18 protein-coding genes are annotated in these 19262 nt (G+C 46.1%); 9 read left to right on the top strand and 9 right to left on the bottom strand.

The features are described 5' to 3' along the window. Positions 1 to 12: 12 nt before the first annotated feature. Positions 13 to 963 carry an alpha/beta hydrolase gene (locus tag RT717_RS17750; RefSeq protein ID WP_317487726.1) on the top strand — a complete coding sequence of 317 codons (951 nt, stop codon included), beginning with the start codon at positions 13 to 15 and terminating at the stop codon, positions 961 to 963. Between the two features lie 348 nt (positions 964 to 1311). On the opposite strand, the gene RT717_RS17745 is transcribed toward RT717_RS17750, so the two are convergent. The 3 genes from RT717_RS17745 to RT717_RS17735 all read right to left on the bottom strand — a co-directional run bounded on the left by RT717_RS17745 (position 1312) and on the right by RT717_RS17735 (position 5507). Beyond that, on the bottom strand, positions 1312 to 2247 hold the full coding sequence (locus RT717_RS17745) for an SMP-30/gluconolactonase/LRE family protein (protein WP_317487725.1): 936 nt from the start codon (positions 2245 to 2247) through the stop codon (positions 1312 to 1314). Between the two features lie 273 nt (positions 2248 to 2520). Further along, a complete protein-coding gene (locus tag RT717_RS17740) occupies positions 2521 to 4830 on the bottom strand; it encodes a hypothetical protein (RefSeq protein ID WP_317487724.1) in 2310 nt (769 codons plus the stop codon). A gap of 83 nt (positions 4831 to 4913) precedes the next feature. After that, the gene (locus RT717_RS17735; RefSeq protein WP_317487723.1) at positions 4914 to 5507 is read right to left on the bottom strand and encodes a DUF5071 domain-containing protein; all 594 of its coding nucleotides are present in this window, start codon (positions 5505 to 5507) and stop codon (positions 4914 to 4916) included. Positions 5508 to 5753: 246 nt separating this feature from the next. On the opposite strand from RT717_RS17735, the gene RT717_RS17730 reads away from it, so the two are divergent. Both RT717_RS17730 and RT717_RS17725 read left to right on the top strand, forming a co-directional pair. Beyond that, complete coding sequence (locus RT717_RS17730; RefSeq protein ID WP_317487722.1) at positions 5754 to 6068, top strand: transposase; 315 nt, start codon at positions 5754 to 5756, stop codon at positions 6066 to 6068. Then, complete coding sequence (locus tag RT717_RS17725; protein WP_317492366.1) at positions 6053 to 6928, top strand: IS3 family transposase; 876 nt, start codon at positions 6053 to 6055, stop codon at positions 6926 to 6928. The genes RT717_RS17730 and RT717_RS17725 overlap by 16 nt, the downstream gene beginning before the upstream one ends. Here the strand turns inward: RT717_RS17725 and RT717_RS17720 are convergent. The 6 genes from RT717_RS17720 to RT717_RS17695 all read right to left on the bottom strand — a co-directional run bounded on the left by RT717_RS17720 (position 6918) and on the right by RT717_RS17695 (position 12501). Then, the gene (locus RT717_RS17720) at positions 6918 to 8126 is read right to left on the bottom strand and encodes an IS256 family transposase (RefSeq protein WP_317487721.1); all 1209 of its coding nucleotides are present in this window, start codon (positions 8124 to 8126) and stop codon (positions 6918 to 6920) included. The genes RT717_RS17725 and RT717_RS17720 overlap by 11 nt on opposite strands. Before the next feature lie 101 nt (positions 8127 to 8227). Next, on the bottom strand, positions 8228 to 8458 hold the full coding sequence (locus RT717_RS17715; protein WP_317487720.1) for a hypothetical protein: 231 nt from the start codon (positions 8456 to 8458) through the stop codon (positions 8228 to 8230). A 177-nt stretch (positions 8459 to 8635) separates the two neighbouring features. After that, positions 8636 to 9016, bottom strand: coding sequence for a hypothetical protein (locus RT717_RS17710; RefSeq protein ID WP_317487719.1), 381 nt, complete (start codon positions 9014 to 9016; stop codon positions 8636 to 8638). A 296-nt stretch (positions 9017 to 9312) separates the two neighbouring features. Further along, positions 9313 to 10272 carry a hypothetical protein gene (locus RT717_RS17705; protein WP_317487718.1) on the bottom strand — a complete coding sequence of 320 codons (960 nt, stop codon included), beginning with the start codon at positions 10270 to 10272 and terminating at the stop codon, positions 9313 to 9315. Positions 10273 to 11045: 773 nt separating this feature from the next. Next, the gene (locus RT717_RS17700; RefSeq protein WP_317487717.1) at positions 11046 to 12266 is read right to left on the bottom strand and encodes an alkaline phosphatase family protein; all 1221 of its coding nucleotides are present in this window, start codon (positions 12264 to 12266) and stop codon (positions 11046 to 11048) included. Positions 12267 to 12360: 94 nt separating this feature from the next. Beyond that, entirely contained in the window at positions 12361 to 12501 is a 141-nt protein-coding gene (locus RT717_RS17695; protein WP_317487716.1) for a hypothetical protein, read from the bottom strand. A 210-nt stretch (positions 12502 to 12711) separates the two neighbouring features. On the opposite strand from RT717_RS17695, the gene mraZ reads away from it, so the two are divergent. Genes mraZ through mraY form a run of 6 tightly spaced genes read left to right on the top strand, consistent with a single transcriptional unit; the run spans position 12712 to position 19262 of the window. Then, complete coding sequence (mraZ, locus tag RT717_RS17690; protein ID WP_152000733.1) at positions 12712 to 13179, top strand: division/cell wall cluster transcriptional repressor MraZ; 468 nt, start codon at positions 12712 to 12714, stop codon at positions 13177 to 13179. A gap of 11 nt (positions 13180 to 13190) precedes the next feature. Further along, a complete protein-coding gene (gene rsmH, locus RT717_RS17685; protein ID WP_317487715.1) occupies positions 13191 to 14102 on the top strand; it encodes a 16S rRNA (cytosine(1402)-N(4))-methyltransferase RsmH in 912 nt (303 codons plus the stop codon). 7 nt (positions 14103 to 14109) lie between these two features. Then, the gene (locus RT717_RS17680; RefSeq protein WP_317487714.1) at positions 14110 to 14496 is read left to right on the top strand and encodes an FtsL-like putative cell division protein; all 387 of its coding nucleotides are present in this window, start codon (positions 14110 to 14112) and stop codon (positions 14494 to 14496) included. Continuing rightward, entirely contained in the window at positions 14493 to 16592 is a 2100-nt protein-coding gene (locus tag RT717_RS17675) for a penicillin-binding protein (protein WP_317487713.1), read from the top strand. Before RT717_RS17680 ends, RT717_RS17675 begins: the two co-directional genes overlap by 4 nt. Beyond that, positions 16593 to 18056: a UDP-N-acetylmuramoyl-L-alanyl-D-glutamate--2,6-diaminopimelate ligase gene (locus tag RT717_RS17670; RefSeq protein ID WP_317487712.1), complete on the top strand. Its 1464-nt coding sequence runs from the start codon at positions 16593 to 16595 to the stop codon at positions 18054 to 18056. Positions 18057 to 18062: 6 nt separating this feature from the next. Further along, a complete protein-coding gene (mraY, locus tag RT717_RS17665; RefSeq protein ID WP_317487711.1) occupies positions 18063 to 19262 on the top strand; it encodes a phospho-N-acetylmuramoyl-pentapeptide-transferase in 1200 nt (399 codons plus the stop codon).

Here is a 19262-nt window from a genome sequence, read left to right as displayed (position 1 = left end):
TAACTACACATTATGCTTACCAAACATTTAAATCGGACGAAAACAGTCATTTCATCTGCCTTACTCTTTATAGTAGTATCGGCTACAGCGCAGGACGGCACTATCTACCCACTTGAAGCTCCGGCTGAGCCGAAAGCTATTCTTCTCGGTACCGGCCGTGTTGACGATCAACCTGCCAAGGAAACCTGGTTCCGCCAGTGGGGCGACCCCATGGCCCGGAACATCACCACAGCCACGCTCACGCCTTTCCTGCCCGAACCGGGCAAAGCTAACGGCGCCGCTGTGATTGTAGCACCAGGTGGAGGCTTCAGGTGGCTATCTATGGGTAACGAGGGCTGGGAAGTGGCAGAGGCACTTGCCAAGCAGGGAATTGCTGCTTTTGTGCTCAAGTACCGGCTTCATCCTACTCCTGAATCATTAGAAGAATTTACAGCCTGGATGAACCGCCCCCGCCCGGCCCCCGCTGCATCTTCCGACGCTTCAGGTGAAGCGGCGCCTGCCCGCCCACCACAGCAAGACCTTTCCAATCAGCTTGAGGATGCCGAAGCCGCCTATGCCATGATCGTGAAACGAGCCAGGGAATGGGGGGTCGATACTAACAGGATAGGCATGATCGGCTTCTCGGCGGGTGCCGGCCTCACGATGCATTCCACGCTTAACTCCAAGACCATGAGACTGGCCTTTATTGGCCCGATTTATGGCGGCATGGGCCCTGTGGAGGTGCCGGAAAGTGCTCCGCCAATGTTCAGTGTCATCGCCACTGATGACTTCCTTTTCCGTGGTCAATTTGGTGTGATCGACTCCTGGTACAAAGCGGGCATTCCTGTCGAGTTTCACCTTTATCAGAATGGTGGACATGGTTTCGGTCTTGGGAATCCCAACCGAACCAGCAACCGCTGGTTTGACGCCTTTATACACTGGCTGGACGTAAATAGCTTTCTTACGGCAAAAACTGGGAAGTGACCAGTAAATTGGCGTAGGCTGGAAACTCCTTACCAATTTCTAAATCATTGGCGTATTAACTTCTCTTAGGCTGCCTCGTGTGATAAAGGCTTGGTGAAAAGTGTTTATCACACGAGAGGCCAAAACCATGATGCTTCAAACGCTGAAAAAACAGGCTTGGGGAGAATGAGCCTGCCTGAGTTTTACACCACGTGCAAATAGATAAACTGTCTACGGTATTGGGCATCCTGACCCAGTTTATGGGGCTTCGTCAGTGTTTGAAGAATGCTCTTTGGAACAAGGGGTTGGCCTCGTTCCAAAGAGCTTAGCTTTTTTCCTACCGACCTATGAGGCTTCAAAAAATGGCTTTTACCTATTGATATCTACCGCATATATTGTGCCTGCCATCATATCAGGAACAAGCAATCGTCCTTTGTCTTCTTCCAAATAAAAGTCTGCAGCCGACTGTAGCCCATCAATCAATACCATTGATTCTTCAGTTTGACCATCTATTTTCCAAACTGTGCCCAATGCCCAACTACTGATGTAATAATCGCCATTGCTGTCTTGCTCTACTGCATCGGCACCTCTAAATTGACCTTTCAGGGGCGTTAATTCGCCATCCCGCTTCACCAAAAAATTGCCAAGGAAAAACGCTCCTACCATGATGTCGCCATTGTTGTCAACGCCCACACCATTTGGGTTCAACATTAATGGAGAAGTGTCTTGTGCTACCGATACCTGACCTCCCAAATCAACATGATAAATACGCCCCAATTGAGGGATCAGTTTAGCTTGTTCGCTATCGAGCGGCCATAGCTTATTGTTTTCATCACGCATGTATTTCGTTGCTCCCATGTCCACTACATAGATACCTTTTCCCTCTGCATCTACGGCAACGTCATTTAAGTACAGCACTTCGTAAGGGAAACTTTCTTTGTCAACAAAGATGCTTGCAGTACCCTCTTTGTCGACTTGCCAGATGCGGGTCAAATCCGAAAAGTACAAACGATCCCCTATGTAGACAATGCCTTTGGGCTCATCAAAACCTGTCGCAAAAACCTTTACACCGCTTTTGGAAATTTCAACTATTTCACCGTCGCCAGCTTCACTACCATTCATTACGGAAACATAGTAGTTGCCGTTGAATCCTTTCGTGATACTTTCTGGCTTCACACCTACTTTCACCGGAAATTGGATTTCGGGCAGTGAAGTGCATCCAGCGAACAGAGTCATGGCAATGATTGTCATGCCAACGATCATTTGTCTCAGGCTATAATTGGCGACATCCGACGATTTATTCATTTTTCAATTCTTTTAAATGTGTGATTGCTCTTTTTCATACACACCCAGTGTATGCTGATTCAGTCAAATTTAAACAATTTCACCAGATGCATGGCTGCCAGTGGCTGGATTGTGGATGGGGGCTATGGCAGTTGCTCTCGCACTGGCACTCAACTCTGTCCGCCGATAGGCAGTCATTCCGTTTTCAATTTATATTGAGTTGTCGATTTTTCTAAACCGATAGCTACCTCAATAATCATCTTATGCCCACCACGCAGGAATTACACATGCTTTTTAGTGAGCCTGGTGGCTCTCATCGCCGTGCAAAACGAACGTCTTGTTTGTTTTACCGTCTTTTAATTCATGTAGCACCCAGCTGTCTTCGTTTTCGGCTTCCTGTAGAGTCCAGTTTCTTTCTGGGTCAGCCAATAGTTTTTTCACGCTCCGGGGAAATGCATTGGCGGCACGGGCATCTTCCCATGTTCTTATTACTTTGAAAACAGCCTCTTTTTGAGGGCAGCTTTCAACATCTTTCTGATTCAGAACCAGGCTGTATGTCGTTCCAACACCAACAGAAATAGCTTGTATATGTTCGTACTGTTCCACCGTTGATTGGGAATTAATAGGGAAATTGACCCCCATACCCACCGGGAAAAAGTTAGCGTACGTAACGTCCCGCAGGTCTTTTCCTTGGCTCGTAGTGCTGCCCCATTCTCTGGTGTCGACATCATACAGGTTTTTTCCACCACCAACATTCCAGATACTTTGATAATGCCATGAGCCTTCTGACAATGTGGCCCCTGTAAAACGAATAGGGGGAATGCCAAGAGTTGCAGCCCTTTCGAACATCTTGCGAAAAAAGCGCTTCGCCGAGTAGTAGCCATGGCCGTTGTTAAACAGAAACTCCTGTCCGTCGAAATCATAGTAGCCTAAACCGTTGATAAAACAAACGTCTGCGTAGTATTCGGCAATTTTGTCCTGAAGCTGCATATTGGGGATCAAACCATCATAACCATAATTCAGCGTCACCTGAAGCTTATAAATGGTGTCGTTGGATGGGTGACTCGTAGCCATGGTTTCCCAGTACCCACGTTTTACATTCAGAAGCCTGTAGGGTTCTTCTTCGGAAACACCGAGATAATAGATCAATTCCTTGCCTATTTTTATCATGTTCAGGTTTTTGGCATGCCCTTCCCAGCTGGCAATTTCCTCGAGATGGGTTGGATCGTCCACGATAATCACGGTGTCGGTGGGACTGATGCTTTTTGCCAGCAAACACATCTGTTGATAGCACAAACTATCACTCGGCATGGGACTGGCGTCTTTAGTTCCGGGAGCCAGCGAATTGGTGATAGGAGTCCTTCCAATGCTAATTCCATACTTTGCCGCCATCTCGGAAAACTCCTTGTGAGATTTGTTGCCGGAAGTTAGTTTTATTGGTTTGTGCTCAAAATTTTTCCCGTCGATATAGCCATCGTTTCCTCTGTCTGGCTTTAAAAATCCCTGGTCGTACAAACTGATTGTCGTAAAGCCTAACCTCGATGTGTACGATATGATACTGTCATTCAAGTTACCGCTGGTAAAAGCATCGGGCACGAAAGCGGTCGGATCTTTCACCCATTTCCCGTTGATTGTGGGATACGGCAAGCCTTCCTGCAACACAATGTCCTGAATCACATCCATCAATGCAGTGCTGTCGGGGCTGCCCCACAAAGCAATGGATGAGCCTATATAATCGACCCCCGGCAATGGCTGGACTTCCAGATGGTTTGGCGTGTTGGCTGCCATATTCGGTATGAGTGAATAGTATACTTCTCTTTCAAATGTTCTGTCCCTGGAGTGGTAGTTAATGGAAATCCTTCCCTTTTCGTCGACGAGTGCAGAGTTGCCATACATTATTCTATAGTACGGTTCCTTGTGTGCGTAAAAGGCGACATCGCTGATTCCGTTTCCTCCCAGGGTAAAAATTTGTCCTTCATGCAATGAGTCGGGGAGGGGGGAAAGCTCCGGATCGGGAGAATGGATGATGTACTGAAAGGGTGCTGCGTCGGCTATTGATTCAGAAGTGCCACCCAGGGTATTGTCGTCGAGGGCAAGCACACCAATGGCATAATTGACCGTCTCGCTCGTGTCTCTGGCAACGCCAATAATTTCCCCAAACAGGTTCGTGATATTCGTATGATAGGGCCCCCATTGAATGCCATCAATTCCGTTGCGTGGTGCAAGGGACTGAAGCGTAAATTTCAAATACTTTTCCTGCGCTGTCACGCTGACTTGAGCGACCGAACCATTAGAATAGCTTAGTGTGATGGCTTGATCTTCCTCACTGAAATTTGCGCTGACAGGTTCATAATATACTTTCTTTTTGCCGTCGTAAAGCTGCATTAAGGGTGATGGCTTATCAAGAGGACTAAATTCCCGGTAGGGCTCTTTCCCGATATTTTGCATACTGGTAATAAAGCCTCCCTTGCTGATTTGTATTTTAAGATAGTCGGTACTAAAATCAATCTTTCCTGCATTTGTGCAATTGTAAAGTAAGACCGCAAGTATAAGCAACGTGATGTTGCTTCCAAACTTTTCAATGGTAGACGTATTGACTATCATGATATCATATCTAAGATGTGGGGGATCCTGGCGCCTTTTGTTTTTTGAAAGTTAGCAGGTGCGTTTTTCATTTGGCTAACAGTTTAGGTTTTGTTAGCAACTGGCTTTATTTCTTCATTTAAATCGTTCGTCCAATACAAATCACCACTGTATTTGTTAAGCAAGTAACAATACCGATTTTCTACTTCTTCCGAGGATAATATTTGTTTCTCTTTTAAAATCCGTAGAGCCTGAATTGAAGCACCATCTTTGTCAGCTCTTAAAATTAATTCTATCAAATCCGCTTTCATTTCTAGAATCAGTTCTTTTTCAAAATATTGAACGATCCCGAGCAATATCCAATAATGCCATATTTGGTCATTATTGACTTCTTGAAAAACCCTTCTTATTTCTGGAATAATGACTTTCCCAGCTTTCGTCAACATCTTTGAGGCGCCACCTGCGGCAGGCCAGTTCATATCTTGAAGAAATTCAAGGAATAGATGTAAATATGGCATTAACCTTTCATGTCCCAAATACTCAAGAAGAATTCCTGTTTCCGTTGACTTATGGCATGTTTGAGCTAACTCTTCAATCTCTTCGTTTGTGATATGATCAAACTCTGCTAAACGTTCTAACTGAAGTTCAACGGGTTCATTCCAATCAATTCTATTTTTAAGTTTTTGATAGAGTTTCATTTTACTTGTTGCTAACCTCGATAAATGATTGTGGGAGTTTTATGCGGTTTAGTTTCCGTTAGTGCTTAGCTTCTCTTTGTTTAAATTTATTAATAGTGGTGGACTTTCAAGAACCACCAAAGTATCTTGACTGATAAAGCCCCATTCATGGAAGCGTTTGTTGTGAAGCGTTATTTTTTGATTAGTGGAGTTGCTACATTTATCTGGACAGTATGATAAGCTTCAAAAGGCTAAATTTGTTATACGATGACAGTACGACGTAGAAAGTTTGATAAGGAATTTAAACAGATGGCCGTCAACCTGTGTGTGGCGGGTAAATCCAGTAGTGATGTAGCGGACGAGCTTGGGGTTCGAAGGGAATTGGTGGGGCGATGGAGAAGGGAGTTTGAGCGATTTGGCGAGGGCAGTTTTTCAGGTCATGGTCAAATCAATCTGACAAGTGAGCAAAAGGAAATTGCCAAGCTGAAAAAGGAACTCAGAGAAGCTCAACTTGAAAGAGACATCCTAAAAAAGGCTGTAAGCATCTTCTCCAAGGGAGATACCAAATATTACAATTCATAAAGGATAACAGCTACAGGTTTGGTATTGAGAGGATGTGTAAAGTATTCAAAATAAGTAGAAGCAGTTATTATGACTGGTTGAACCGAGCTCCTTCTCAAAGAGCTTTAGAGCGAATAAAAATCAAACAAGAAATAGATATACTCTACAAGCAAAGTAAGGGGAGATATGGTAGCCCAAAGATTGCCAACGAGCTACGAGACAGAGGCTGGAGGATCTCTCGCCCCAGAGTAGCTAGAATCATGCGTTCTGAGGGTATAAGGAGTGTGATCTGTAAGAAGTTCAGAGGAGCAACTACCAACTCCAGACACAGTCTGCCAGTAGCTGAAAATCACTTAAACAGAGATTTTGATGCTACCATGCCTGGACAGAAATGGGTGTCAGACATTACTTACATTCCAACAGCTCAGGGCTGGATGTACTTGACCATCATCATGGATTTGTATGACCGCAAAATCATAGGATGGTCACTAAGTACTTCAATGACTACTAACAATACGATTTTATCAGCATGGAAGATGGCAACTATCAATCGAACAGCTACTCCCGGCCTCATTTTTCACTCAGATCAAGGTGTCCAATATGCTTCCTACATATTCTCTGAAAAACTCAAAAGCCACCGGGTGATTCAAAGCATGAGTCGAAAGGGCAATTGTTGGGATAATGCAGTTGCAGAGAACTTCTTCAAGATTCTAAAATCAGAAATGGTCAAACACACCTGTTTTAACAGCATACTACAAGCCAAAAACGAAGTGTTTGAATTCATTGAGGTTTGGTACAACAGAAAAAGAAAGCATCAGTACCTGGGTTATAAAACTCCACAAGGTAGTATTACATTAACTGTGTCAGTCTTTAAATATTAAGCTTCAGTCTGTCTCCAAAGATAATGGAAAGTTGAGCTAAAGTCTGGTTCCAGTTGTGTACTGGTCTGTTCCACTTTGAACAGATATTCTCCTGAGCCAGGAACAGCAGTTTCATCAAAGCATCTTCAGAAGTAAAGGCTCCTTTGCTCTTGGTTACGTTGCGTATCTGTCTGTAAAACCCTTCAATGATATTGGTGGTATAGATGATACGCCTGATCTCTTTGGAGTATTGGAAGTAGCAGGAAAGCCTGGCCCAGTTCTTTCTCCAGGAGTCGATCACTTTAGGGTATTTGCTGCCCCAGACAGCAGCTAGCTGATCCAGCTGTCTCTCTGCTAACTCTTTGGTGGAAGCCTGATAGACGGGCTTAAGATCCTTCATAAATGCCTTGAGGTCTTTGTAGGACAAGTACTTCTGAGAGTTACGGATTTGATGCACCACACACAGCTGTACCTCAGTATTAGGGAAGATTGACTCTATGGCATCAGCAAAGCCTGTCAGGTTATCTATGCTAGCAATGAAGATGTCTTCAACACCACGGTTCTGCAGATCTGTAAGCACCTGCAACCAGAACTTAGAGCCCTCATTTTCATTGATATACATGCCCAGAAGCTCTTTGTAGCCCTCCTGATTCAATCCAATCATACAATACACTGCACGATTGAGTACCCTGCCTTCATGACGAACTTTGTAGTGAATAGCATCCAGCCAAACAAAGGGATAGACCGACTCCAGAGGCCTGCTGCGCCACTCTTGCACCAGAGGTAGTATCTTGTCTGTTACACGGCTTATGGTGGCGGTAGACACGTCTAGGCCATACATTTCCTGTAAATGATCGCTGATATCACCATAGCTGGCGCCACGGGCATACAGGGCTAGTATTTGCCTGTCCAGGTCAACACCTAAGGTTCGCTGGCGCTTGGGAACCATCTCTGGATCGAAGGTACCATTGCGATCCCTGGGCGTGTCTATCTCGACATTGCCCAGACTCGTTTTCAAAACCTTACTGCCCTTACCATTCTTGCGATTAGGCACTTCCTCGTCCAGATGAGCATCCAGCTCACCCGAAAGAGCTTCTTCAAGAAATTCCTTAAGTAATGGAGTGAAGACACCTTCTTTGCCTAACAGGCTGTCTCCTTGCTTGAGCCGCTGAGTAGCGCTCTTCTTGAAGGTCTCATAGTCAAATTTTCCTTTTTCCATTTATATCAAGTTATCGATTTTTACTAAATCAATGACTTGACACAGTTATTGTAACACTCTCCTCCACAACAATATGGAGAAATTAACTATTCAAAATGCGCTTAACTTTTTGTCCAGTTTTCTATTGCAAGTCCAAAGCCAAGGGATAATTCTAGGTCGTCATAACTCCAATATTCGGTTAAGTCTTGCTTGCCCTTTGTATAGGAATAATTTTTCTTTTCATCTGGCTTACCTAAAAGCAATTCTACATCACTCCTTTGAAGTCCAAATTTTAAAACTCCTAGACCTTCTCCCTCTTCAATCGAGTCAATATTTGATTTACTCTTGTTCATGAATTAAACACAACGCCTGCCTAAAGTGAGTGTGGGAGTGATATGCAACGTCACTTCCTCTAGCATTTGCCACGCAGAAGATAAAAATAGGCGTTGTGACGGACATTCCAAGCGAACTGACCTTTGACAACAGCTGTGGCCCACATTCATTTTTACCGCTGTGTTGTAGCCATTTCTCTATCTAGCAGTAAGGATTTTTGATAATTCCGCATCCCCCAATTCCTCTGAATGGTCCAGGATGTAGACCCAATTTGCCCCACAGGCCAGACCTGCGTCGTTGAGGCACATCTTCTCTATTTGAGACACATCAGTCAAATCATCGTCAACAAGTTGGAAAATGAATTTGTACTTGTTTACGAGCATACTTCTGTTCAGCATGTTAACTATCACCCTCAGATCTGTTAAAAGGCTATCGTAGTTTGCCAACAGCAGTCTGTTGTTGGAAATCGGTGGGTCTGTCAAAAGTGCGACTCGTTGGCTATTGTCAAGTCGTTTTGCTTCGATCTTGTCCCGAAAAATTCTGATATAGATGGGTATACGTTTTGTCAGTCCGAACATTTAGGGTCGATCTTGTGCGCAGTCATCTTTTGTATTCAAGGCTAGTGATCCATAGGCTGTCGGCTACTACTCCTATCGCTATTTATCCGCAAAGGCTTTCTTTTTCGTTAGCAAGACCATTGGCTACAACGACCGGCTAAAGTGAGTGCGGGGGTTTTATGCAGCTCCGCATCCATCACCACTTAGCCACGCCGATGATAAAATTAAGTTTTGTGGCGGAGATTCCAAGCCAGCAAACGAATGACAACCATTGAAGCCCGCATTCACTTTTAGCCCTTGTTGTGTGGCTTTTTTCTTTACACCGTTAGCAGGATTATTGTAATCATTGGCAAAATGACGAGGAAGAAGATGTACAGTGGCTGCCAAAATGCGGTAAAATGCTTTTCTGTAGTAGGTTCGGCACTAAAAAGCCGCAAGAAAATTAGTCGAAGTGGTTTCTGTGTTCCTAAAAATACGACTGGATAGAGTGTCCCAAATTTGACAAGTTTATGATCGACCATGTGATTTTTTCCTTCAATCCAGTACCCATAGACCGCTAGTCCGATGGCAGCTAGCAAGCAGTAACTAAACAACTTGTCATACTGAAGCATTTCATAATCTGTAAAAAACCAAGCCACTAGACCAAGCCCAAGTACAAAGGTTAGCTGAACTGAAAATTCTCGATATGTATTGACTGTCAAAAAGCTCAAGGATACAAAGCCAATCGCCAGATATAGCAGAAGTTTATTTCTGCTAGCTGCGGCCTCAAAGCCGTTTTTCTTTTGCTTTAGAATATTAGCCGACTTGCTTGATTTTATTATCTCTGGATTACCTAAATCAGCAAGAATTAGGCTAGGTGGGGCATATGTCCGTCTATCGTCAGCTGAGCAAATCGTATTATCAAACCCAATCTTGAACTTTTCATTGCCAGCAGTAACCACAAGTACATTATCACCGCTTGAATCCGTTTCGGAGACATACACTTGTATTTGTCGGTCTAAAAGTTGGGGGAACAATTTACCGATTGTAAACCCGTCAACTATTACTTTATAGTTGATATTCTCAGGGTATTTTAGATAATTCACCAAGTAGAAGAACTTTTCGTTGTCTAACCTGTCGTCAGCTTTGATGATTTGTTGGCGTTGTCCGTTCTTGAACATTTGCAGTTGGAAATCTTCTGGCAAGTCATTTGAATATATTCTTAACCATTGCTTAAGCGCCTTTTTAACATCGCCGTAAGTCCCGCCCGCAATTGTTATGATGTTATTAGCTTCCATAGCATGCTTCAGTCATATGCCACACAACATTGAGGCAAGAAACGTACATCTACCTTCAGTGACACAGTCTGCATTTCCTTGCCATTTAAAGATAGTGAAATGCAGGTAAGATGTATGTTTTTTGCCGTGTGTTATGTTCAGGTGCCCGTATTGCTATGCGTTCCTGCAAATCTGTCAACACATCTGCACCCTGGTTGCTTCTTTCTGGCCACTGATAACCCAATCAGGCAGTATTTAGAACCTCACTATGTTCTTTAGCTGAGGCTAAGGAATTTTTCGTTGTGAGGTTTGGCAAGGTTTCGCCCAGCGCTCCGCAGATCAGTTCCAACTATCCCTGTCCCATTAGCTCAGATTACCAGCCAGTTATCCGCTTGACTTTGTGGTCAAAAACGGCTAACTTCATCAAGTCTTTGAGACGATCTCGACTCGTCTACAAGTAGAATCCTTCTTACTTGCACGGTCTCACCGCTAAGACTTGAAGCTTCATTTCATGCCACAAATGCCTGCTAATCTGACAAGGACAGACCTTACCCCCGAAACCTTGAAATACTGCTGATTTTTACGCTCAGAAAGAAGCAATCGAACTTAACATCTGCATAACACGAACCAGTTCGTGTTATGCACCTTATATTTTTTCAATAATTACTTGCTCCAAAATAGGGCAGCAAAGGGATTGAAGCTAATTTATCCGTTTGTAAACGTATAATATGCGCATATTATGAGGCTAGCTCAGACGAATAAACCATACACTGTCTGCATTCTTCCCAGGCTTATCACCTCTTCACCCACCTATTCAAACTATTGTACTTCCCCTCAATCACCACCTTATAAAAATCGGAAGGGTACTTCTTCAGGTCTATTTCAAAGGCTTCTTTACCTGCTTTCACTGACCCTATTTCGGTATAAGTGTCGGTTCCACCGGCTTCAAAGTTGTTCGTGGTAGCCAGCAGTATTTTCACCTCTCCTTCCTGGTCAATGGCTTCCCAGCTTACTCTTAGCTTGTTGCCTGCCAGGTCGGTTTTTGGCTGGGCAATGGACACTTTCCCCACCAGCGGAACACCGTCCAGCTCATACGCCCTTTCTCTCGGAACCGGAATGTCCATAAAACGCAAAGCAGTCGGCAGTATGTCCACAATACCGTTCTGATAGTCCTTAAAGTAGTCATTGGGCTGGCCATTGCCCATTACAATCCATGTTTCCCGCTCCCGATCCGACTGTCCACCGTGGTCTTTTCCACCTGATTCAGCACTTCGCCCATGGTCGGTGGTAATAAATATCATCCATTCCTCACCTTTCTCCTTTTGGCGGTATTGAACGGCTTTCCAAATTCTACCCATCTGGTCGTCGGCCATGCGGATGGATTCATCCGTTGTTTCACTGTTGCCAAAGGCGTGCCCCAAGTCATCGGTATACTCCAGGTAAACCCACGAAAAGTCGGGGCCTTTTTCTTTGATGTAGCGGCTGGCTTCGTTCACTACATGCTCGTCGATGTTGTGTATGAACAGCCTCTCCTTGTCGTGCGGGAAGGCTTTTTCGTCGAGTTCAAAGCCATCGAAATGGTAATCGATCATCACATTTCCAGCGGCTTGCAGACCTTCGCCTACCAGTTTGGTGCGGTTGTCGAGCCAGGTCGAAAAGATGGCCGTTTCCTTTGCTGGCGCCAGCTCTTCCAAGAACCTAAAAGCCGACCAGTAGTTGTAGTTGGGCGCTTTGATACTATTGCCCCACACGTTGTGCTTGTTGCCCCAGGTGCCGGTAAGGAGGTTGTTGTAGCCCGGCGCTGAAATGGTCGGCGTCTCTGAATAGCCACCTCTTTCTCCGCCCACGTACGCACGGGTATAGCCGCCGGTTTTGGCGATGGCGTCCAAGTTGGGAGTGGCAACCCTTTCGAAGACTTCCGCTTCCACGCCGTCGATAATGACGAACACCACTTTTTGAGAAAAAGCATCGGCCGAAGCCATGATGAACACTAGAAAGACCAGCAAATTTTTCATATCAGCTCAGCGAATAGTGGAGTGACAAGGTAAAGAGAGTAACGGTGAATTGCCGCAATAATTGACCATCGGTTAACGGCCAAATGCCAATTTTTTAGTCGATGATTGCCGGAGCCTCCCACTTTCCCCCACCACTTTCTTCGTCATTTCTCGTGGGCCGTGAGTAGGCACAAGCCTGCGTTTGCTCCTCCGGAATTTCAATTATTACAGCCTTATCTGGTTGGTTAATAGGCATTTGATTTTCTGTTTCCCGCCTTTTTTATCGCTTTGACGCCCATTCATTACATGCGCATGGTGGTAAACTGTGTGGTCGATAGTGGGTAAAAGTGGGAATTTTTCTACTTTTTGGCAGAAAAGTGTAAGAAAGTGGGAGAGAGTGGTTGGAAGTGTCATAATTTTATTACATTTGTTGAAAGTGTTGCTGTAGTTTTTCCTGTAATCCATTATGTCATTCTTTACTAGCGAATTCGAATGTAAGATTGATGCCAAGGGCAGGCTGGTTCTTCCAGCCCGCATTAAGGTCAATCTTCCCGAAGCTCCCGGAGCGTCTGCTCCCGGTCAGCCGGCGAATGAGCTTGTGCTGAGGATGGGATTTGAGCCTAACCTGATCTTGTACCCAATGGGTGAATTCAAAAAGATCCAGTCGAAGATTTCTTCGCTCAACGAATTCCTTCCTGAGAACAGGGCCTTGAAGCGGAATTTTTTCCGAAGCATTGCCCAGATAGAGATGGACAGTGCTGGCCGAATACTAATCCCTAAAACCTTTATGAAATTCGCTTCTCTGGAAAAGGAGGCGATGGTGGTAGGAGTAGGTTCCAGCATTGAGATTTGGGATCCTGGGGTATATCAAAAGCATTTGATCAACAATCCCGAAGAGTATTCCCAATTGGCGCAAAAGCTGCTGGACGAATAATCCACATGCCTATGGCCCAGGAAAACTACCACATACCGGTGATGCTCAAAGAATGCCTGGAGGGGTTGGCTATTCAACCTGATGGTATTTATGTCGATGTGACTTTCGGCGGCGGCGGACATTCGAGAGCGATAGTGGACAAGCTGACCACCGGACACTTATATGGATTTGATCAGGATGCTGATGCCAAGGTCAATGCCGAAGGGTTTGACAAACGTTCTTTCACATTTGTGCCGAGCAATTTTCGCAACCTGAAGAAGTACCTCAGGTTCTACGGCGTAACGGCGGTGGATGGTATTCTGGCCGATTTGGGAATTTCGTCGCACCAGATTGACGTGCCCGAAAGAGGCTTCAGTACCCGCTTTCAGGGCCCACTCGACATGCGCATGAACGTGAACAGCGAGGTGTCGGCCAAAGAGGTGCTGAATGAATACGGAGAAAGGGATTTGGCCAAAATCTTCGGCATGTACGGAGAGCTGAACCAGCCCATGAAGATAGCAAGGGCCATTACGGCCTACAGGGTGAACAAGCCCCTGGAGACGATAGAGCAGTTGAAGGAGGCAGTAGCCAGGTTCGCCCCCAGAGGCAAGGAAGCGAAGTTTTTCGCTCAGCTGTTTCAGGCCATCAGGCTGGAAGTGAACGAGGAGATGGAGGTGTTGGAGGAAATGCTGGGGCAGTGTGCTGAAGTGCTGAAGCCGGGTGGAAGGCTGGTGGTGATGTCGTACCACTCGCTGGAAGACAGACTGGCCAAGAACTTCATCAACAAGGGCAACTTTGAAGGGAAGGACGAGAAAGACTTTTATGGCAACGTGATCAGGCCGCTGGAGCCTGTAAACAGGAAGCCGATAGTAGCCGGCGACGATGAAATCGCCAGGAACAGCCGGGCACGAAGTGCCAAGCTGAGAATAGCAGAAAAGAAGTAGTAGGAAAATGGAAAATAGAGTAAGAAACAGTAAAAGTGAGCCCGGTGGCAAAGGACCCTTTGCGGTGCTTAGCCGCTGGCTCAAACTGGAAGGTGTGCTGGACGACACGCTTCCGGCACGTTTTACGCCTTATGCCCTTTTCATTACTGTCATGGGCATTATCTACATAGGTAACAGGCATTTTTCTGACCGGATGATCAGAAAGATTGACAACATGGAAGCCGAAGTAGAAGACCTGAGAGCAGACTTCACCACGCTGAAATCTGAATACATGTTTGCAAGCAAGCAGTCGGAAGTGGCCAGAAAGGTGAAGAAAGTAGGATTACAGGAGACAAGAATACCTCCTTATAAGATAGTAGTAAAAGAAGATGAGTATAAACGCCGAATAGATTGAATATAAAGAGCTCCATATTGCTGAGAGTCCGGGTGGCCTTTTTATTGGTCGTTCTTTTTGCAGGAGCGGTGGTATACCGTATTTTCTATTTACAGCGCATTCAGGGCGACAAGTGGAATAAGATGGCAGAGCAAATCAGCCTTCGCTATTTGCCGGTGAAAGCCACCAGAGGCAATATCTATTCCGACAACGGCAGCCTGCTTGCCACCTCTCTGCCTTTTTTCAAGGTGGCCTTCGATCCTTCGCAGCCAAGCGATGAATTGCTCAAGAAGAACCTTGACTCACTTGCCTATTTACTGTCAAAGACTTTCAAAGACAACTCTGCGAAGGAATACCGCCGCAGAATACTCGAAGCCAGAAAGGACAAGCGGCAATACCTCCTGCTGAGTCGGGCTGAGATCAACTATCAGCAAAAAAAGAAAATTCAGGAGTGGCCTATTTTCCGGGAAGGAAGAAACAAGGGTGGGATCATTTTTGAAAAAGTGGAAAAGAGATACCATCCATTTTCTACCCTGGGCTACAGAACCATCGGTAGTGTGGATGAAACCGAAAAAGGGACTGTTGGTTTGGAGTACAGCTTCAATAACCAACTCGGTGGCGTTGATGGGAAAGCACTTTTCCAGAAGATGGCAGGCAGCTGGCGGCCGGTATTCGACGGCACTGAAGTAAAGGCCAAAGATGGGCTGGATATTGAAACAACCATAGATGTCAATTTGCAGGACGTAGCTGAATCCGCACTTTTAGCTGCATTGACCGACCACAATGCCGACTATGGCAGCGTGGTGTTGATGGAGGTGAAAACAGGCGAGATAAAAGCCATGTCGAACCTCAGCAAGAACCCTGAAGGCAACTATTGGGAGCGCTACAACTATGCCGTAGGCAGCCAGGGGGCTGTGGAACCGGGTTCTACTTTTAAGCTGGCCTCAATGATGGCGCTGCTGGAAGAAACCGACTTGAAGCTGACCGATACTGTGCAGACAGGCAACGGCGAGTATAAGTTTTACAATCAGGTAATGAAGGATCATAAGCCTGGCGGCTACGGCACCATTACCGTGAAGCAGGTGTTCGAATCTTCTTCCAATATTGGTATTGCCAAGCTTGTAGTAGAACACTTCGGGAAGAAGCCATCAGAGTTTATCGATTTTGTAAAAGAAATGGGCGTTGGTCAGCCACTTGGCTTCCAAATGGCCGGTGAAGGTAAGCCCTACATAAAATCACCCTCCGACTCTTCATGGAGTGGTATTTCATTGCCCTGGATTTCGCATGGCTATGAGCTCAAGCTTACGCCCCTGCAAACACTCACCATGTTCAATGCGGTAGCCAACGACGGAAAAATGATCACACCTATTATAGTAAGGTCGGTGCGCAAGGCTGACAAGGTGGTGGAGGAATTTGAACCCAGAGTCATCAATAAAAGGATTTGCTCCAAAGAAACGCTGGCGAATTTGAGAGAGCTCCTTGAGGGGGTTGTGGAAAGAGGCACCGCTTCCAACATCAATGGAACACACTATAAAATCGCCGGCAAAACAGGCACTGCCAAGAAGTATGTCAACGGGAAATACGTCAACCAGTACTACGCATCGTTTGCTGGCTATTTTCCGGCCGATGCGCCTAAGTACAGCTGCATCGTAGTGATTGACAACCCGAAAAACTACCGGATTTATGGTAGTGATGTGGCGGCGCCCGTGTTCAAGGAAATTGCTGACAAAATCTACTCGCAGGATATTGATGTGCACAAAGAGTACCAGCCCGCTGTTGCCTATCAAACGGAAGTGTTTCCTGTGGTAAGGGCTGGGTTTCTGCCTGAACTGTCGATGATCTGCAATGAATTTGGCGTTTCGAACCATGAAATGGCCGACGACGAAGAATGGGTGAAAACGAGACTTGTGGGCAAGAGCATTGGCTGGACGGCCAACAAGGTGAAAGAAGGCCTGGTGCCTGATGTAGCCGGAATGACTTTGAGAGACGCCCTCTTTGTTTTGGAGAATGCGGGCCTCAAGGTGCGGATAGAAGGTGATGGGAGAGTGGAGAGCCAGTCGAGAATGGCCGGAACAAGGGTTTCGGAAGGAAGTGAAATTAAAATTAAACTAGGCTAAATGGCCCTGTTAAAAGACATATTATACAAGACTAACCTAATCTCAGTTGCAGGTGATATGAATACTGACTTAGGCGGCATCTGCTTCGACTCAAGAGAGTCGAAGCAGGGCTGCTTATTTATTGCTGTTCGTGGAACCCAAACTGATGGTCATCAATATATAGATCAGGCGATAGCCAAAGGAGCCAGCGTGGTGGTTTGTGAAGACCTGCCAGCGAAGCTGCTCGACACAGTTACTTATGTGAAGGTCGACAACTCGGCCAGGGCATTGGGGTTTATCGCCTCCAATTTTTACGGCAACCCGTCTTCCAGGCTCAAGCTGGTGGCCGTTACAGGCACCAACGGCAAAACGACGACAGTCACCCTGCTTCACCAATTGTTTGGCAAGCTGGGCTACAAATCGGGGCTGCTATCTACTGTAGAAAACAAGATCGGTGAAGAAGTACTGCCGGCTACACACACAACGCCTGACGCCATTGCGCTGAACAGGTTGTTGAAAGAAATGGCCGACCAGGGCTGCACACACTGCTTCATGGAAGCCAGCTCTCATGCCATTGTGCAACACAGGGTTGCCGGGTTGCAGTTTGCAGGTGCGGTGTTTACCAATATCAGCCACGACCACCTCGACTACCACGGCACCTTTGACGAGTACATCAAGGCCAAGAAAATGCTGTTTGATGGGCTTCCGTCGTCGGCATTTGCCCTGGTAAATGAAGACGATAAGCGGGGAGCTATCATGCTCCAAAACACAAAGGCCGTAAAGAAGAGCTACTCACTGAAGCACATGAGTGACTTCAGAGCAAAGGTTTTGAGCAATTCCATTCAGGGTCTTGAGCTCCAAATCGACAATATAGATGTTTGGTTCAAGCTCGTAGGCGACTTCAATGCCTACAACCTGCTGGCTGTTTATGGAACGGCCGTATTGCTCGATGAGCCGACGGAGGAAGTGCTCACACAACTCTCTGATGTGGATCCGGCGAGAGGCAGGTTCCAACTGGTGCCTTCCACCAGTGGGATTGTGGCGATTGTGGACTATGCCCACACACCCGATGCGCTCGAGAATGTGCTAAAGACAATCAAGAGCTTTCGCACGGGTAACGAAACCGTGGTAACGGTGGTAGGCTGCGGTGGCAACCGTGACAAGACCAAACGGCCGCTCATGGCTGCCATTTCCTGCCAGCTGAGCGACAAGGTGATCCTGACATCAGACAATCCAAGGTTTGAGGATCCCATGGAGATCATCAAAGATATGCAAACGGGTGTAGGCCCAAGCAACTACCGAAAAACGCTGGTCGTGCCAGACCGGAAAGAGGCTATCAAAACAGCGATTAGCATCTCACATCCGGGAGACATTGTGCTGGTGGCGGGCAAAGGGCATGAAACCTACCAGGAGATTCAGGGCGTGAAGCACCCTTTTGACGATAAAAAAGTAGTGACCGAAGTTTTAAAAGCTTTTAGTGAATAACCAAGTATGCTGTATTACTTGTTTGATTATCTGGAGAGTGAGTTCAACCTGATGGGTGCAAGCGTTTTTCGCTTCATTTCCTTCAGGGCTGGCATGGCTGCGCTCATTTCTCTGCTAATCACGGTCACTTTTGGCAAGTATCTTATCGGCATGCTTCGCAAATACCAACTGGGCGAAGAAATCAGAGACCTGGGCCTGCAGGGTCAAATGGAGAAGAAAGGCACGCCAACCATGGGGGGCATCATCATCATCATGGCCATCGTTATTCCCACGTTGCTGTTCGCTCAACTGGAAAATATTTACATCATACTCATGCTGGTCACAGCCATCAGCATGGGGTCCATCGGCTTTTTGGACGACTACCTCAAGCTTAAAAAGAAAAACAAAGACGGACTGGCCGGAAAATTCAAAATCATCGGTCAGGTAAGCGTAGGCCTGCTTGTAGGCTTGGTTTTGGTGTTTAACGACGATGTGACTGTTCGTGAGTTCACCTACAAATCAGTGAATGGTCAAATTATTTCATCGTTCAACGATGTGAAGGCATTGATAACGACGATCCCTTTTATCAAGGACAATGAGCTGGACTACCACGTATTGTTCGGCCTCCTTGGGCAGTTCGATTGGGTGCTTTATGTGCTGTTAGTGGTGTTTATCTTCACGTCCGTTTCCAACGGTGCCAACATCACCGATGGTGTCGACGGTCTTGCAGCTGGCACGTCTGCTATCATCGCCCTCACCCTTGCCATTTTCGCTTACGTTTCCGGCAACGTCACCTTTTCTCAGTACCTGAATGTGATGTTCATTCCCAACTCAGGCGAGCTGGTAATTTTCTGTACAGCCCTGGTGGGAGCTTGCATCGGCTTTTTGTGGTACAATGCCTATCCCGCACAGGTATTCATGGGCGACACAGGCAGCCTGAGCCTTGGTGGCATCATAGCTGTGTTGGCCATCATCGTGAGAAAAGAGCTGCTGATCCCTTTCATGTGTGGCATTTTCGTAGTGGAAAACCTATCGGTGGTTATTCAGGTTAGCTATTTCAAGTATACCAAAAAGAAATTCGGAGAAGGAAAGAGAGTTTTCCTGATGTCTCCTTTGCATCATCATTATCAGAAGAAGGGCATCCACGAAGCCAAGATAGTAGCCCGCTTCTGGACGATAGGCATTTTGTTGGCTATTTTCTCACTTGTAACCCTCAAACTACGCTAA

The organism is Imperialibacter roseus (genome assembly GCF_032999765.1).
In the GTDB taxonomy this organism is placed as follows: Bacteria; Bacteroidota; Bacteroidia; order Cytophagales; family Cyclobacteriaceae; genus Imperialibacter; species Imperialibacter roseus.
Note: the sequence above shows the minus strand (reverse complement) of the source record. Positions and strands in the feature narration are given on the sequence as shown.

Bases quoted from the DNA above. Each gene is read 5' to 3' on its own strand.
- RT717_RS17680 (WP_317487714.1), top strand. From the start codon at position 14,110: ATGGAAAATAGAGTAAGAAACAGTAAAAGTGAGCCCGGTGGCAAAGGA.
- RT717_RS17710 (WP_317487719.1), bottom strand. From the start codon at position 9,016: ATGTTCGGACTGACAAAACGTATACCCATCTATATCAGAATTTTTCGG.
- mraY (WP_317487711.1), top strand. From the start codon at position 18,063: ATGCTGTATTACTTGTTTGATTATCTGGAGAGTGAGTTCAACCTGATG.
- RT717_RS17715 (WP_317487720.1), bottom strand. From the start codon at position 8,458: ATGAACAAGAGTAAATCAAATATTGACTCGATTGAAGAGGGAGAAGGT.
- RT717_RS17700 (WP_317487717.1), bottom strand. From the start codon at position 12,266: ATGAAAAATTTGCTGGTCTTTCTAGTGTTCATCATGGCTTCGGCCGAT.
- RT717_RS17730 (WP_317487722.1), top strand. From the start codon at position 5,754: ATGACAGTACGACGTAGAAAGTTTGATAAGGAATTTAAACAGATGGCC.
- mraZ (WP_152000733.1), top strand. From the start codon at position 12,712: ATGTCATTCTTTACTAGCGAATTCGAATGTAAGATTGATGCCAAGGGC.
- RT717_RS17750 (WP_317487726.1), top strand. From the start codon at position 13: ATGCTTACCAAACATTTAAATCGGACGAAAACAGTCATTTCATCTGCC.
- RT717_RS17740 (WP_317487724.1), bottom strand. From the start codon at position 4,830: ATGATAGTCAATACGTCTACCATTGAAAAGTTTGGAAGCAACATCACG.
- RT717_RS17705 (WP_317487718.1), bottom strand. From the start codon at position 10,272: ATGGAAGCTAATAACATCATAACAATTGCGGGCGGGACTTACGGCGAT.
- RT717_RS17695 (WP_317487716.1), bottom strand. From the start codon at position 12,501: ATGCCTATTAACCAACCAGATAAGGCTGTAATAATTGAAATTCCGGAG.
- rsmH (WP_317487715.1), top strand. From the start codon at position 13,191: ATGGCCCAGGAAAACTACCACATACCGGTGATGCTCAAAGAATGCCTG.
- RT717_RS17670 (WP_317487712.1), top strand. From the start codon at position 16,593: ATGGCCCTGTTAAAAGACATATTATACAAGACTAACCTAATCTCAGTT.
- RT717_RS17720 (WP_317487721.1), bottom strand. From the start codon at position 8,126: ATGGAAAAAGGAAAATTTGACTATGAGACCTTCAAGAAGAGCGCTACT.
- RT717_RS17735 (WP_317487723.1), bottom strand. From the start codon at position 5,507: ATGAAACTCTATCAAAAACTTAAAAATAGAATTGATTGGAATGAACCC.
- RT717_RS17745 (WP_317487725.1), bottom strand. From the start codon at position 2,247: ATGAATAAATCGTCGGATGTCGCCAATTATAGCCTGAGACAAATGATC.